At 35.5% G+C, this 15,947-nt stretch carries 12 protein-coding genes and 2 pseudogenes; 6 read left to right on the top strand and 8 right to left on the bottom strand.

The window, feature by feature from the left end; genetic code table 11:
- The coding region (locus tag ACQV2S_RS08040; RefSeq protein ID WP_428885337.1) for a hypothetical protein at positions 1-181 on the top strand (181 nt) is incomplete at its 5' end.
- A gap of 33 nt (positions 182-214) precedes the next feature.
- Here ACQV2S_RS08040 and ACQV2S_RS08045 read toward each other — a convergent pair.
- Together ACQV2S_RS08045 and ACQV2S_RS08050 are read right to left on the bottom strand one after the other, a co-directional pair.
- On the bottom strand, positions 215-2,215 hold the full coding sequence (locus ACQV2S_RS08045; RefSeq protein ID WP_428885338.1) for a hypothetical protein: 2,001 nt from the start codon (positions 2,213-2,215) through the stop codon (positions 215-217).
- Positions 2,216-2,217: 2 nt separating this feature from the next.
- Entirely contained in the window at positions 2,218-4,281 is a 2,064-nt protein-coding gene (locus ACQV2S_RS08050) for an efflux RND transporter permease subunit (protein ID WP_428885339.1), read from the bottom strand.
- 164 nt (positions 4,282-4,445) lie between these two features.
- Between ACQV2S_RS08050 and ACQV2S_RS08055 the strand changes: the two genes are divergently transcribed.
- The 3 genes and pseudogenes from ACQV2S_RS08055 (at position 4,446) to ACQV2S_RS08065 (ending at position 7,559) form a co-directional block, all read left to right on the top strand.
- On the top strand, positions 4,446-5,033 hold the full coding sequence (locus ACQV2S_RS08055) for a TetR/AcrR family transcriptional regulator C-terminal domain-containing protein (protein WP_428874105.1): 588 nt from the start codon (positions 4,446-4,448) through the stop codon (positions 5,031-5,033).
- Positions 5,034-5,261: 228 nt separating this feature from the next.
- Positions 5,262-5,956: pseudogene (locus tag ACQV2S_RS08060) on the top strand (ATP-binding cassette domain-containing protein).
- Positions 5,949-7,559, top strand: a complete 1,611-nt coding sequence (locus ACQV2S_RS08065) for a hypothetical protein (protein WP_428885341.1) — start codon at positions 5,949-5,951, stop codon at positions 7,557-7,559. Before ACQV2S_RS08060 ends, ACQV2S_RS08065 begins: the two are co-directional and overlap by 8 nt.
- Before the next feature lie 502 nt (positions 7,560-8,061).
- On the opposite strand, the gene ACQV2S_RS08070 is transcribed toward ACQV2S_RS08065, so the two are convergent.
- The 6 genes from ACQV2S_RS08070 to ACQV2S_RS08095 form a co-directional block, all read right to left on the bottom strand.
- A complete protein-coding gene (locus tag ACQV2S_RS08070; RefSeq protein WP_428874102.1) occupies positions 8,062-9,159 on the bottom strand; it encodes a YkvI family membrane protein in 1,098 nt (365 codons plus the stop codon).
- A gap of 146 nt (positions 9,160-9,305) precedes the next feature.
- Positions 9,306-10,601 (bottom strand): glycine/betaine/sarcosine/D-proline family reductase selenoprotein B, encoded by a 1,296-nt coding sequence (locus ACQV2S_RS08075; RefSeq protein WP_428875271.1) that lies wholly within the window; start codon positions 10,599-10,601, stop codon positions 9,306-9,308.
- Between the two features lie 16 nt (positions 10,602-10,617).
- Complete coding sequence (locus ACQV2S_RS08080) at positions 10,618-11,904, bottom strand: glycine/sarcosine/betaine reductase component B subunit (protein ID WP_428874100.1); 1,287 nt, start codon at positions 11,902-11,904, stop codon at positions 10,618-10,620.
- Between the two features lie 12 nt (positions 11,905-11,916).
- Complete coding sequence (locus tag ACQV2S_RS08085) at positions 11,917-12,288, bottom strand: GrdX family protein (protein WP_428874099.1); 372 nt, start codon at positions 12,286-12,288, stop codon at positions 11,917-11,919.
- Between the two features lie 234 nt (positions 12,289-12,522).
- Complete coding sequence (locus ACQV2S_RS08090) at positions 12,523-13,155, bottom strand: GntR family transcriptional regulator (protein WP_428874098.1); 633 nt, start codon at positions 13,153-13,155, stop codon at positions 12,523-12,525.
- A gap of 706 nt (positions 13,156-13,861) precedes the next feature.
- Positions 13,862-14,596, bottom strand: coding sequence for a carbon-nitrogen hydrolase family protein (locus ACQV2S_RS08095; RefSeq protein WP_428885342.1), 735 nt, complete (start codon positions 14,594-14,596; stop codon positions 13,862-13,864).
- Positions 14,597-15,108: 512 nt separating this feature from the next.
- Between ACQV2S_RS08095 and ACQV2S_RS08100 the strand changes: the two genes are divergently transcribed.
- Positions 15,109-15,285: a hypothetical protein gene (locus ACQV2S_RS08100; RefSeq protein ID WP_428885344.1), complete on the top strand. Its 177-nt coding sequence runs from the start codon at positions 15,109-15,111 to the stop codon at positions 15,283-15,285.
- A gap of 24 nt (positions 15,286-15,309) precedes the next feature.
- Positions 15,310-15,627 (top strand): annotated as a pseudogene (locus ACQV2S_RS08105) (transposase); the annotation flags it as partial.
- Positions 15,628-15,947: the final 320 nt, after the last annotated feature.

Below are 15,947 nucleotides of genomic sequence, written 5' to 3' on the forward strand. Positions count from 1 at the left end.
AAAGACAACCCCTTTATTTGAGATTAACTCACAAAGGGTTTGTCTTCAGTCTGAAGTTAGACACTTTAGTCTAACTTCTTTTATAGTTTTAGTATTTTTTAAATTAAATCTTTGTCAAATCGCCTCTTCTCAGTTACCCCTTCAAGCGATTATTCGAACTGTTTTGCTTTTAGGCTACTAATTATTCAACAACTATAAATATTTTATGAATTATTTAATCCTCTTTCTTTTGGAATAAATCTTTTATTTTTTCCCAGACTGAAGGTTGCGATTCTTCTCGCTCGAGTTCTGGCTCTTCTTTGTCTGCTTGTATTTTTTCTGTCTTCAAGACAAACTGCACGGACTTGATTTTTCCATTCTTGCTTGAAGCGTAAGAAATCGGTTGATTGGCATTTCCTGTCAGTTCAGAAAGAGTCGCATCAATTTCTTGCTCTACTTCTTGATCTAAGCCGGCTGTTTTATTCTTAAACTTATTAGAACCTTGCTTTAGTTTGTCGCTGCCCTCATATAAATCATTAGAAGCGTTAACTAATCGATTCAAATTAGCGTCTAATGAAGAACTGCCTTCCACTAATGAGGCGCTGCCCTCACTTAAACTTCTAATACCATTTAAAATAGCTTGATGACTGGACACAAGCTTTCCAAGAGATCCCGTATAATCATCGAGTCCTTGATCAAATTGAGTATATTTAACTGCCAAATCTTCCACACCGCTACTTAATTTAGGTAGTTCAGCTACTAGCTCATCTGAAGTACTAACCATTGCTTGAATGGCTGCGTGAAAGTCTGAATAAGCAGTCGTCAACTCTTGACTACCTGCTTGTAGTTGCATAGTTGAGCTAGAAACTGTCTCTAAATATTGGGCTGTGGCATCAATCATCGCATTGTTAGCCGCAAGTACTTGTTCCAAATTCGCTGCTTGTGTCTGAGCAATGACTTGATCAAGCTGAGCAGCTAGCTCTTCCTTATTCTCAATTTCTGAAGCCCTGATTTGAGAAGCGACACTGGATAAGGATAGGTTTAAATTGTTTACGGCTTGCATTCCATTATTATTGCCTGCTTGCAATTGCTGCATGTCTAAACCATTCTGACCTAAAGCTGCTGTATATTGCTGATAGCCTACACTTTGATTCAATTGGGTAATCCCACTATTTAACTCCCCTATTCCGGCTTGGATTTCGATCGATGCTTGATTTAATTGTTGCAGCTTACCTAACTTTTCTGCTAGCAAGCTTAATTGATCATTCGATGCATTGATTAGTGCTTTAAATTGATCCGAACCTTGTCTCAATTCTTCGGAATGACTATCGAGCTCCACTAATCCGGCTTGCATTTGCTCAATCCCTTTTTTTAGCGTGACAATTCCGTTATTTACCCTGACAGCTCCTTCTTCTAAACGCTGACTACCACTTGCTAATTGACCAGACCCTTCACTTAATTGCAAAGCTCCATCTTTTAATTCGCCTGCCCCCTCATCTATTTGCTTAACACCACTTTGTAATTCTTCAATTTTTTCAAGCAAGTTGGCATCTTCCAAATCAAATCCCAAATTGATATTGATACCATTAATAGCGATTGGCTCCATTTCAAAATTTTCTACTTTAGCCTTGATTGAAAAATTGGCACCTTGTTTAGGTAAAACAGTATAAGTTAATTGTTTGTTTTTCCCCACATTAGCGATAGTTGCTTCTTCTGCTTGAATAGCTTTTACTTTTTCAGTATCAAAAACTAAAGTAGCCTGAAGACCATAATTATTAAAAAAGAAAGGATCCACTTGTTCACTTTCTTTAATCCTTAATTGTATTTCCAAATCGCCTGATTGACCCACCAAGTCTTGAGCGCTTACTTCTTGTTGATTAAGTAAATACTTAATCGAAATTGCCCATGGTAGTTGTTGATTATTTAATTTCCCTTCATAATACAGCTTATCTTTACCATTCGTAAAGTCGACCTTTCCCTCCTTTAGCTTCAACTCAGTCTCCGATGTCATATTTCTAACCTCAGTATAGTCACCGTAATCGGTAATATCCCCTTCCTGATCAAAAATATTAACTATATAGGCATCATTAAGACTTCCGTCATAATTTAACAGTCCATACACAACCTCCTCTTTAGCTAAATTCACTTCCCTTGCCAAAACATTGGGTAAACTGCTGCTTAAAATATTCATAATAACTATTCCACTTACCAATTTATTGATTAATTGAGTCTTCATATTTAGTGTTCCTCCTTCACGAATTTTAAACCATAAGTTAATTTTTCAATCGGCTTGTCAAATAAATAAAGCAAACCAGGTAAAACAAAAAGGACAATTAAAATAGAAAAGACAGATCCCCTAGCTAGCAGCCTTCCTAATTGCATTAAAATGCCGTGGGTCGTTATATAACCAAGTAGTGACCCTACTAAAACAATGGCAGATCCAGATGTCATAATTGAAACCGTAACATTAGAAATCGTTTCGATAATGGCTGCTTTTCTCTCAAGCCTTTCACGGTTTTCTAAATATCTTCTTGCCAGCAATATGGCATAATCAACAGTAGCCCCCAATTGAATCGCTCCTACAAGTAAATATGAAAAATAAAAAAGAACCTGATCAGTGAAATAAGGAGTGGCTAAGTTAATCCAAACAGCTGTTTCGATGGATAAAACCAAGATGAATGGAATAATTATTGATTTGAAACTAATGGCTAAAACAATGAATACAGCAGCTGTTGAGATCAAATTGACGCTCAAGTTATCCTTTGTTATGGTATCCATTAGGTCGTAAGTACTCGCACTTTCTCCCGCCAAATGGGCTTGATGAGGGTAGAATTTATCAGCTACCTCACGTATTTCCTCAACTAAGTTAAAAGATTTTTCTCCTTCATATTCCGAATCAACTGTTAGAATCATTCGACTATAGTTTTCTGATTCTAATAGCTTTAGGGTCTCTGCATCTAAAAACTCTTTAGGGATTTCAGGCCCAACGGTATCTACATAAGAAATGATCTCCTTGACCTCAGGAATTTTTTTCAACTGATTACTCAGAGCGATTTCTTTAGTCTGCTCACCTTTAGGTACAATTAAAACCATCCGATTGGACTGACCAAAGTGTTCCTTGATTTTCGCAGAATCTTGACCCAGTTTTGTCTCTGGTCCAAATATATGTTCAGGGCCGTAATAGTAGTTATTTTCCTTTTGCGCTAAAAAAGAAGGAACTACCAAAATAGCAAAAACAACTACTAATGGAAACATCATTTTAGTAACGCCCTTACCTAATCTTCTAAATTGTGGTAGAAGTGGTTGATGTTTCGTCCTTTCCATTAAACGGTAGGTTTTTATAACCAAGACTGGTAATAAGATAAAAACAGTAAGTAAGCTAATCACAATCCCTTTAGCTAAGGCTATACCTAAATCAGGGCCAATTTTAAATTGCATTAAGGTCAATGCAGCAAAACTAATGCCGGTGGTCAAGCCACTAGAAGCGATCGAACCACGTGATTGACTTAAAGCTTTGACCATCGCTGCCTCAGCTTCCATACCTAGCTGCCGATTTTCTTCAAAACGATGGAGTAAAAAGACCGAATAGTCAAGCGATACTGCTAAGAGCAAAATATTGCCAGCACCGCTGGTTACAAAGGAAATGGTACCAAAAAGCAAGTTTGACCCAGCATTTAAAAGAATTGATACCCCAATCGTTAACAATAAAATAAGGGGCTCAAACCAATAATTGGTCGTAATTAATAAAATAACTAAGACAACTGGAATCGTAACCTTAATGATTTTACCGATTTCTTCAACCGTGGATTCAGCTGCAACTGCCGTGTTAACCGCCGCTCCCTCCAAATATCCCCTATTTCCTATCAAATCGCGCAGAGCATCAACCGCTTTTATTCGCTCTCTTTCATCGATAGTAATTGAATACAATGCATTTTGGTTTTTATAATAAGCCTCAACAAGATCTTGATCATATTGATCCAATGGTTCCGTTATGTTAACAGTGTCATCTAACCAAAGGACCTCATCCACTCCTTTAATTTGACTAATTTTATCCTTAAATGCTAACGCTTGAGGAATGGTTAGGTTCTCTAGCATTAAACGCGCATTAGGGACTTGACCTTCAAACTCTTCCTCCATCATTGATAAAGCTTGCGTAGAAGGACTGTCTGAAGGAAGATAATCATTCATATCATAGTTCACCTGTACTCTAGGCACACTTAATAGACTTATTACAGATCCAATCATAAAAAAGAACAAGACAAGCTTGTCATGCTGCAATATCTTTCTAAATACTTTTTCCATACTTCCTCCTTAAATAAAAATATTGTCGTTAAATAGGATTGTTAAACGACTACTTTTAGAGTATATTAGAGCTAGATATATTAGACAATGTTCAATATAAGGACAGTTGGCCTATTTTTAGACATTTTATATTATTTGTCCGATTGTTCATTCAAGGAGGAAGTATGAAAAAAGAACGAATTACAACAACAATGACGAAAAGAGCTTTAGCTGATTCTTTAAAGAAACTAATGAATAAAAAAGCCTTAGACAAGATATCGATTCGTGAAATTGTAGAAGACTGTGGCGTCAACCGCAAAACATTTTATTACCATTTTACTAATATCTACGATTTACTCAACTGGATGTTTGAAGATGAAGCGATTGAACCGATACAAAAATATGACTATTTTACCGAATATGATGAAGTGGTGCGCTTTGCCATGAACTATGTGGAAGAAAATGAACACGTAGTTAGCTCAGCCATCAATGCCTTAGGTAGAGATGAATTGAAAAAATTCTTCTATAATAACTTCATTGAAAATATGCGTAATATTGTCGATGACATTTCAAAAGAGATGGTCATTCCTGAAGATTATAAGGACTTCCTGATTGACTTTTATACCGATTCCTTTGCTTCCCTACTGACTAATTGGACACACAACAAGGATAAAAAAGATAAGGAAAAATATATTGAATACATCTCTATTACCCTCTTTGAAGGAATACGTCCTGATCTTGAACGGACACATGAACACTTTGCTAATCAGTAACTATTAAAAACCCCTGAAGTCAGATTGGACTGATCTCAGGGGCTTTGTTTTCTTAATAAAAGTTATTTGATCTTTACTCGCCAGAAATATACTCGAAACCGTCAGTTATCAGCCCCTTTGTCATTCAATTTTTAGTCGTTAATGAATAATTTGTATGATAAGATTTTATTATCTTAAGTTTTACTGGTACAAAGTACTCAAACTAATTAAAGGTAAGGAGCCCATTGGATGAAGTTAATAATAAAACACTTAAAAAAAGATTTTAAAGAAACACAAGTCTTAAAAGACGTTAACTTTGAGTTTGAAGCAGGCAAAATATATGGTCTTTTAGGGAAAAATGGAGCAGGTAAAACGACCTTTTCAATATTATTTATGGTGAACTAGAACAAAGTGGTGGTCTCTTTTTTCTTGAAGAAAACGGAAGGCTTTCTGATATCAGCTATGAGCAGGTTGGCATGCTATTTTCAGAAAATTTTTTGCCCGATTTCTTAACAGGCTATGAGTATGTTAAGTTTTTTAATGATTTAAACGGAGAAGGTCAAGCTCCCGATCATTACCTGGATTTGATGGCGTTCTCTGAAGAAGACAGACACCGCTTAATCAAAGACTATTCGCACGGGATGAAATCGAAACTCTCGCTCCTCTCAATTATCATTGGAAAACAAAAAATAATTCTTTTAGATGAACCACTGACTTCCATCGATGTTGTAATGGCGGCTGAGATAAAGAAAATATTAAAAGAATTAAAAAAAGAACATATTTTGATTCTCTCTACGCATATGCTTGAACTTGCCAAAGAACTATGTGATGAAATAGTCATATTAAGTGATGGAAAATGCATGCCCTTTGAACACCTAAAAAAAGATGAAGATTTTGAATCGAAAATTGTCGAACTTTTAAAGGAGGACAAAGGAGGTGAATAAAATATTAACCTTTTTAATCCAATACCAACTGATTAGTTTTTACAATGGGTTCATTTTTAATTTGCAAAGAATACCTCTCATTGGAAAAATCTTTTCGAATAAGTTATATCACTCTAAATTCTTACTTAAATGGGGACCTCCCCTGTCAGTGATCTTTCAAATGATAAAACCCATTGTAACAAATATAATTTTTATCGCGCTTGTCGGTCTTTTGCTTCCTACTTTTTCGAATAAGTATGTCGAATCAGAAGAGATTATGTTTTTGAGCTATGGACCCTTTTATCTATCGATTGTGATGCTAATGATGGCAGTAGCGATTGAAATCTATAGCGCCTTTGAAAACGCTGAAGACAAATATATGCATATTAAGATCTTTAGAGTGAATCCTAGATTTTACTCTATCGCCAATGATCTTTTGAAGTATGGACCTAAAATCGTCGGATTTAGTATTGGGATGTTCCTCTTTTCTTTTATTTTCAAGATCACTTTACTTGAAGGCTTTTCATTTGTTATTTTTTCGATTGGACTAAGATTATTTATTAGAAGTATCTTTCTCTACTTGTGTCGCAACAATTATCCTCTCGGCAAAAAAGTGGCTAATTTTCTAGTTTTTTTCACTTGTGGAGTAGGCTTTCTTTTGGCAATAGTCGGTACTTTTATCGATTTAGGATTTAACTATGCCTTCTTTTTCTCGGTCATTTTTTTAGCCCCTGGTCTTTTAATGCTCGTTTTAACCATTATTTTCACTTTGAAAACTACTTATCTGGAACAATTTATTTTGAAGTCTTTAAGTATTAACGATTTACTGGAGTCCCAACAATTCGTTGATGAAATAGATAGCCAGTCCGCAAAAGTGGAAGATAAAGATATCCGAATAGGAAAGAATGATTATTCTGATGATCAAGGAATTATCTATATTAACAAGATTTTTTATGACCGAATTGGTTCAGTCTTTAAAAAGAAAATCCTGATTCGATTAGCCTTCATTGGCATCACTCTTGTTATGCTTAATGTCGTAAAGTATTTTGTTCCCCTCTCTCCTACCGATGTCAAAGGGCTCTCACAATTTATTCCATTAATATTATTACTGCTTGCTAGAAGTATGTATTTAGGTGAGTTTTTTACCAAAACAAGCTTTTACTATATGGACCGTAAACTGTTAAGCTTTCATTTTTATCGAGCGAAAGAAAATATAACTACTGCTATTGTTTTTAGAACAAAACAGTTGCTTAAGTACAATCGTCCACAATTTATTGTCGCTTTAATTGGTCTATTATTCACCTATTATCATTGGGATTTATTCGATAGTCAAAGCGTTTTAGTGATGGTCACCAGTTTAATCAGTGGGTATGTCTTTATGACCTTTCATTTTCTTTTTGCTTATTATATGTTTCAACCCTTTACCAATCAAATGAAGGTAAAAAACCCTGTCTATACTGGAATTCTCAATTTTGTCCTCTATATTTTGTATTTTAGTATGGTTAGATTATCTTCCTATACTCACTATTTGGTATTCGGCTTTTTCTTATTCGTGATCTTGTATGTTGTTTTGGGTATAATGATCGTATATTTATTTGGACCCAAACGTTTTAGACTGAGATAAATACGCAAAAGAATATGCAAAATATTTATCATTTCAATAATTTCCATCTGATAAAATGACCGTTTAAAGTCCATAAATAAACCTTTTTCTCACAGCGAATAGCACTCCCTTCTAATCCATTCCACATGACTTTGAGGGGAGTGCTTTTATTTTCTCTCGCTATTTAATCTCAATCCAATAATCGCCCAGTCTATTTTAACTCTACTACATAGACCATCTATATTATTCAAACCTTCATTTATCCGTCTGTATTTGCCTACTTTTTATTCATTTGATTTTGTTTTCCCCATTGGTTAAGGAAAAAGCTTACAGTCAAAACCCTTCTTTAACCTATACACTTAACCATTTACAAAGAATTTCCTTTATAACTTTAACATGCCTTTAAACATTATGCTATTTTGAAGTTAAGCAATCACAAAGAATGGCGGTCTTAGTTGATTGGATCCTTTGCTATCAATGAAGAAAGAGAATAGCCATTTAAAATAGAGTATAGACATTTAATTTATTGAATCAATTTTGAACCCATTTTTGTTCGGATATCATGAACAACCATAAAACCAACCAGAATAAATCCTAAATACCCATTAATTCCATAAAGGACATTTACAAGATCCTTGTAGGGCAAGAAAATAGCGATTACCATTCCAATAACTCCACCCAAAATGGTTAAGATTTTATAGCGTGAGCTTCCATCTGTGGCCACACGACCCACCCCTGTCCAGAGTAGAGGAACTGCCGTGGTATAGATTCCAGCAAAAACAATAACGGCAAAAGCTTGCGCAAATACCGGGTTCACTTTATTAGCTAATACCAATGCTGGAATATCAGCCTTACCAGTTTCACCAATGTAGCTAATTAAAGCGATACAACAAATGGCTGCTGCCCCGAAAATGAATAAAGTAGATAGAAGCATTCCTGTGTTCACTTCTTTTAATTTATTTTTTGCACCAATTTCAGATAGAAAAGCTGCAAACCACAAAATAACAAAGCCACCGTATGATGCGCCTGAAAAAAATGGATTGTCGCCGCCTACTTGAACCAAATCATAAACGCCTCGATCAATTGCGCTTACATTTTCGCTGAAGTTTGGAAAGCCAGTGATCGCAGTAATTGTTGATACAATCAGAATAAGAATAATAATAATCGGTCCTATTTTACTAAGTGCCTTGATAATTCCGTCTAATCCAAAGACAGCTGTAGCAACTACTGCAATGGTTAGAACCAATGCACCTACTCCGTTTGCTAATCCCCATTGTTGAGAGGCCGTAGCATTCGCCCCTCCACACATAACGATAAAACACATATAACAGAAAAAGGCAGAAAAATAATCAAAGAAAGCACCGATGTACTTACCGGTATAATGTTGGTATATGTCGCCGCCTCTTTCAAGTTTCAAGCGATTACCATTGGTCGCAAAGGATAAATTCGTATAGACATAAATGATTGCCGCAACAGCTATGACAATCCAAAATCGTGAGCCATAGGAAGCCTCATATTGCATTACTTCTTGCATTGTCGCAAATCCGGCCCCAATGTAAAAGGCAATACACGCGCCTGTAAATCCTAGAATCGTCCAAATGTTCATTTTTGATTTTTCCATGTTTTCCCCCTCTTTTCTACTTTCGAACATCTTGTCATTCTGAAGAAGTAAATTTTTAAAAAAAGCAGTCCATAGAACAGTTATAAAGCTATTCGATCGGGACTGCTCTTATTATTTTAGAATCTATTCACTCTATTCAAGTGGATTTAGAAGACCGTAACTTCCGTTACTGGTTGGCTCAGTGCATTTATCGCACGTTCAACCATCTTCATGCGCAATTTCTCTTCATCTTTTCGCTCCAGGGATGGATCTCCAGTAGGGTGAGGAATAGCAACTGTTGGCACAATTCGGTTCGCTCCAACAGATTGAGAAATGGTAATAATTGTAGCCATATGAACAATTGGAATACCAAAACGTTCGATTTCTTTAACGATTGTTGCTCCGCAACGTGTACAGGTCCCTCAAGTACTGGTAAGAATTACTCCGTCAACTCCCGCTTCCTTCAATTCTTTTCCTATTTCTTTACCGAATATGATGGCATTACCAACTGCCGTACCTGTACCTGTCGTGGTGTAGAATTTCTCATGAACCTTACCAATTTTGCCTTCTTTTTCCATTATTCTAAGAGAGTCTAATGGAAGAACACGATCTGGCGATTCATTACAATAGATAGGATCAAAACCACCATGAATGGTGATGAAATCGCCTGTAAGGTTAGCATGATCTTCGATATTGTATTTACCCCATTTTTGAGCAGAGGCAGACTGAATCCGATCGGGATTTCCTACCGGTACAATCCCTCCAGTAGTTACCAAAGCTATTGTGGCTTTAGTTAAGTCCTTAATTGGAGGGGCTGGCTCAACCAAGTCAAAGCTAGGCATTGGCATTTCAGTTTTATATTCTTCGTTGTTCAAACGTTTCATCAGCATCTCAACCGCACGAACGGCACCGATTTTATCGGAAAAGCCTGTAATACGCTTACCTTGCTTGAAGATCCCATCTTCTTCAGGAATAACTTGCTCGCCTGCTAATATTTTCTTCGCAATCGCAGCCATTTTAGGTAAGGCAGATCGCATATCAACTGCACTATTTCCAGTTGGAACGGTATATGCTTTTAGTCTGGTAATTTCAAGACCTGGGTTTTCTTCATACATACCTGATACTACAGGGATATCGTATTTATCCACCACGAACTGAGCAATTAAGGATGAAGCCACCCCATAGCGGCCCGCATTAAAGGAGGGGCCGACTACTACTAAATCCGGTTGAATCTCATCCATTGCTTTCTTAAATTCAGCTAAAGCTGCTTCATTGTTTTCATTGATATAGTTATCGCCACAAATAAAAGTCGCGACCACTTTACCTGCATCGCCCAACTCCTTTTCAAATCCTACGGCGGGTCCGACTGTCCCTTCCTTTAAAACGGGAGCAAAGTCGGCATTGTCTTCTCCACCAATCTGGCCAAAAAACTGATTCAAATAATATAAGATTCTTTTTTCCATTGTCTTCCTCCTCGTTCTAATACTCAGTGACCATCAAATTATGATATCCGATCTCTGAAGTGGCTCCAATCACAGCATTTAATTCACACTTCATAACACCGGTTTCAGCATCATAGGCTCCAGCCCATCCTCCTGCCAAATTGGCAATCGCTTCTGGATCTCCCAGGATACGGTCCGCTTTTGGTAATGTTACAACGTGAGAAACGTTTCCTGTTGATATTACAGCTTTTGCTTCTGGTTTTGAGTCTGCGAGTGGTTGACTGGCTCCATCCCAACCAGAACATTCATCCGTTATCAGAACAGCTTTTATCCCTTGTTTTTCTAATCGTTCAGCAATCATGACTAAGTCAGAGTCTGGATTTCCATATCCTTCTTCCGATACAATCACCCCATCTGCCCCCAACTGCTTGCATAATTTAGCAGTGAAATCACACGATCTAAATTTTCCTTCTAAGGTTGTTAGTTCTGGAACCATAACCACACCAAGGAAATTAATTTCTTTGCCGTGTTTTTTCAAAAGTTCTAAGATAACTGGATTGGTTTGATGTTGATAAGTCGTAATCTTATCGCAAGCTGCTACACAGTTGCCCGAAACGACTGCTCCATCCAGTTCTTCCAGCGGATGCAGAAGTGTTGGAATAATATTTTTAGCATCCACTCCATAGATATAAGAGTCATGGAGAAGCCCTTGAGTGATGAGCATCTCAGCATAGACTACCTTAGGAAGATCTGGATATTTAGCTGTTTCTTCTGGATTTGATCCTACTTCAAACGTTTCGATTTCATAGACTGGAGCGTCTTTTGCAAACTGTCCGACATATTCAGAGATTAACAGACCTGCCATTCGAACTGCTAATTCATGTTCATGAGCTGTTAATCCGTCGACTACCGATAGATCCACCACTAAATTAAAAGTCTTGGAGAAGGGCGTCCATTTTGCTCCTTCTCCCCACATATCAATCACACCTTCTTGGAAGCCGACAATATCTCCAATTGTAACGATAGCAACGCCTTCTAATACGTTATAAGCTCCATTCCCAAGCTGGCCAGTCTGCGAAGTTATCCCAGCAAATCCAGGAACACCTTCTACTTTTACCCGTGGTTCAATGACATCTTTTACCGGAATGATGCGTGTCTTTTCACCTGGTTTAGCGATATCGACAGTAACCTCTTTAATATTGTCCAAACTCTTAATATAATTGACTAATTCTTCGCGATTTAAAACGAGTTTTTCTCCTACTACTTCATTTTTATCGCCAAAGACAACATCATTAATTTTTACTTTACGTCTTTCTAGTTTCAAATTGATTCCCTCCTATTTGTTAAAACGATCTCCCAACTCACTTACCTCTTTAAGAGCTACTTTTAAAAGCTCGTAATCAATAAATTCGTAATCCTCCTTATTCTTGTAATCCACTGTATGGGTAGCTAAAGAGTTTTGTAAAAGTTCTATGCTATTTTCAATTGCCAAAAGAGACTGAGTGTTATCTCCTTCTGGTTTATCTGATATCAAGATCGACCGTACGGGAGAAAAATGCATCCGACCACTGGCGGCCAAAGGAGATGTCATTAAATAATGTCCTTTGTGAATCAAGTCACGTGCCTTTTTCAAAACAGCTAATTGATCACCTTCAACCAAGATTGTGTTACCGCTTTCATTGACGGTTATATTATTCGTTAAAATCATATCACCACCTCTATCTTTTCACTTTTAATGAAGACAATGCTAACGCTTACATCCAATAATAAATTGTGGGTTGAAACCATCTCATCACCTCACTGATATACTAACTGTTTTTCATATGAATGTCAATTGTATTTAGATAAAAATTTTGATTTATTTAAAATAAAAATTTACATAAAAAAACCTTAAGATCTTTTTACTAAGACCTTAAGGTTTTTAACTATATTTCATTCACTCTTAAAAGAGAGATTCTTTAATTCTAGAAAGAAAGTCTTCAATATGTTCGTAAGCATATTGTTCGGCTGCCTCTTCATCTTGATCTTCAATCGCTTGCACGATTTTACGGAAGGTTCTGGTAAAGATAGTCATATCATCAAAGTAATCATTACAATAATGCCACAATCTTTCGGTATGTAAATGAAGATGAGCTAGTGTTTCTTTTAACCATCGATTATCACAAGCTTGAAAAATAATTTGATGGAATCGTTCATCTTCGTTGATAGCCTCTTGATAACTTGCTGTAGTAGAATAAGATTCTAAATTTTTAATAATTTGCTTCAACTCTGCTAATTGTGAGGGGGTGATCCGTTTTACGGCTTGACGAGTCGCATAGGGATCTAGTTGCTTTGTTACATCAAATAGCCCCTTGATATTACGAAAATCAATAGGAGCAACTTGTGCTCCAAACCTTGGCACAATATTAATGAGATCATCTCGCTCTAGCTCTTGCAAGGCTGATCGAATCGGTGAACGACTTACGCCAAACTCTTCAGCTAGATCAACTTCATTGAGTATTTTTCCGGGTTTATATTCAAACTCAATGATGCGACGCTTCAATTGATTATAGATACTTAAATTTTTCTGATCCAATCTTCTTCACCTCTTAGCTATCAAGCCATTCTGTATAATACTATACATAGACCTCACTTATTATAACCTCAATCTTTGAGGAAAATCAAATATTCTTTTACTCTAATTATTCCAAAATACTATCCGCTGTGCCATCAAAGCAATTTGTTAAATTATAATCTATAATCGCCCGAAAACACTCATAATTGACATAGTTTCTTTCAAATTGCTAACTCTTTATCATTGAAGTTATATTTTTTCTAATCCTTATTCTATACTGACTCTTTGCGAAATTACTTAGTGGAATGTAAGAAGTATTGTTAAACATTTTTTGAAGATAGAAGAACCTTTAATTATATAACATAAACAGTCCATTGCCCTAATTTAAATTGAAATAATAACATTTATTTAACGATGAATCTTTTTGATGGCTTACAAATATTTAAATAATAACAATAGTGGTGCCAACTAATGATGACCTCTTTTTTAAAATTTTTACTCAAACTAGAGTATACAGCATATGAAACGTTACAAAGAATTGCTTCACATTCTTTAAACTAGTACTACACTATATTTAAACAATTTAATTATTCCAAATTGCTATTATTATGGGTTACATAATTAAATTTTAGTCACTGAGTAAATAAAACTTTTGCTGCGCCCTAAAGTTAAACCAAAAACCTAACTAATTAGTGTACATATCTCATTACTCTTTTCTATGAGTTTCTTAGACATTAACAATTAGCACTGATTCTTTGCCCGCCGGTACCTCACTTACAATTTTTCCTTTTTCAAAAAATACTGCTCCACCTCTTGCTATCTCATATCCTTCTCCATCAAGACAATACGAATTTACATATAATACTTTATCTCCACACTTGAAGGACTGTTCAGAGTATTCCTGTTTAATTTTTGTATTCCATTCTCGAAAGTTGAAATCTGTGTATACGGGCCAGAGAATAATATCTGTATTTAAATTTTTTAGTGCTAAACAATTTTGTTCCTCCCATAGATCTCCGCATAATCCAACCGAAAACGTTTTTCCTAAATAGTCAAATTGACTAAACCCTTTCCCTTCAACATAATGACAGTCAGCAATTTTTTCTTTCCATCCTGTAGATACTCTTCGAAAATTGTTCAGCGCATTTCCGTTTTTATCTAAAGTTAATTGACTGCTATATATTTTATCCCCATCTTTTTCGATATAGCCAAAAGAAACAGCAGTTTGATATTCTTTTGCAATAAAACCAATTTGACGAATTAAATCAGAATCTTGTGTTAATGCAACCTTGTTATCTTTTTGATAATTCCAATCCAAACATTCAAACCCTTGAAGATAACTTTCTCCGAAAAGTACTAAATCTGCTTCTTCTGAGTATTTTTTTAAAACTTCGATCATTTTATTTTTATTATATTCTGTGTCATTTGTTATAAAACCTACCGCAGCTAAAGCAACTTTCATATTTGTACCTCCTCCAATATATTTTAATTAAATGCTACATACTTCATTAAAAGCGCGATTGATGTGTTTTTTAGAAATTTTAACTATGCTTATTACCCATTCTTAAAAAGTGATTCTTAGTATTTTTTCCTCTCAATCACCAACAGTAATAGAAACTATTCTTTATTCTACCTCTCATTTCGTTTCACATGTTACTGTTTTCAACATCATTAAAATACTCATTCCACATAGACCAGCACATATTTTTACTAACCCTTTCAATTTTATTTCTATAAAATAATAATATCAGAGTATATCGTCTATATTCAATGCCTATCGTTCCTTAACAATTATTGGTTTAGAGCATAAAAATAACTACATCTATTTACTTTTTACAGCAAACACATAATTAAGAAGACTTTATACGATCCATAATGATTTGACACTAACGTACGAAGCGGTTCAAAATATCAGTGAATATTCAGAAAAAAAGATGTCTTTAATAATATTTTTCATCCGTGGTCAATCAATTAATGGGAAACCAACGAAGAGAATACATTCAAGCCAATGGTTACGAACGCGCATATAAGTATCAAAGCCAACAAAATGGTTATTATGAACCCTGCTTACAAGGAACTGAACACATCATTTCTGACACCTATAAAGAGTTATTGTTTGTGGCTCGCAAGACATCTACCAGCACAAGTTGACATAGGTGCTAGGTTCACCGTTTAAAAAATACCTTTGCAACCCTTCCTAAAAAGAACTCTACACTCTTCAAAGAAACCGTTAAAACCCATTTTAAGTTTACGGATATGGACTCAAAACAAGAGACTAAAAATAGATGCATCAGTAACTCTATTGATCAAAAAATTACAAAAGCCTGTGAGATTTTAGATAATGGTTTTGAAAATGTCTTTCAATATACAGTAATTAGTAAAGGAAACAATCGACTAAAACTAACAACTTTCTTAAAAGATTACGCTAAGAAGCACGTCGAAGATAAAAAATTATTAGTCTCTTTCTTAACCGTTCATCAGCCAATCGGTTAATTGGAGCTGTCATGATAAACACACATGACGAATGACTCAGTTCTACAAGAAAGTATAGCATGTCTTTTCAATAAAAGAAGATAGAATCATTGTATAGTTTTTTTACACTAGATTATGGACTTGACTCTTCTGATCTAGAAAAATTCGTATAATATTTGTAGTTTTTCTATTTATCTACTATCATTTTAGCCTCCACAATACCCTAATTTGTACTAATGGTATAATTAGGATCCGTGATTTAAAACTATGTACTTACCTACATTTTTTGGTTCTATAATTTATAGGGTTGATGGCCGAAGGCCTCAACTCTATTTTTTACT

This window comes from Facklamia sp. P13064 (genome assembly GCF_050409425.1).
Taxonomy (GTDB): domain Bacteria; phylum Bacillota; class Bacilli; order Lactobacillales; family Aerococcaceae; genus Facklamia.

Bases quoted from the DNA above. Each gene is read 5' to 3' on its own strand.
- ACQV2S_RS08100 (WP_428885344.1), top strand. From the start codon at position 15,109: ATGGGAAACCAACGAAGAGAATACATTCAAGCCAATGGTTACGAACGC.
- ACQV2S_RS08095 (WP_428885342.1), bottom strand. From the start codon at position 14,596: ATGAAAGTTGCTTTAGCTGCGGTAGGTTTTATAACAAATGACACAGAA.
- ACQV2S_RS08045 (WP_428885338.1), bottom strand. From the start codon at position 2,215: ATGAAGACTCAATTAATCAATAAATTGGTAAGTGGAATAGTTATTATG.
- ACQV2S_RS08085 (WP_428874099.1), bottom strand. From the start codon at position 12,288: ATGATTTTAACGAATAATATAACCGTCAATGAAAGCGGTAACACAATC.
- ACQV2S_RS08055 (WP_428874105.1), top strand. From the start codon at position 4,446: ATGAAAAAAGAACGAATTACAACAACAATGACGAAAAGAGCTTTAGCT.
- ACQV2S_RS08050 (WP_428885339.1), bottom strand. From the start codon at position 4,281: ATGGAAAAAGTATTTAGAAAGATATTGCAGCATGACAAGCTTGTCTTG.
- ACQV2S_RS08070 (WP_428874102.1), bottom strand. From the start codon at position 9,159: ATGGAAAAATCAAAAATGAACATTTGGACGATTCTAGGATTTACAGGC.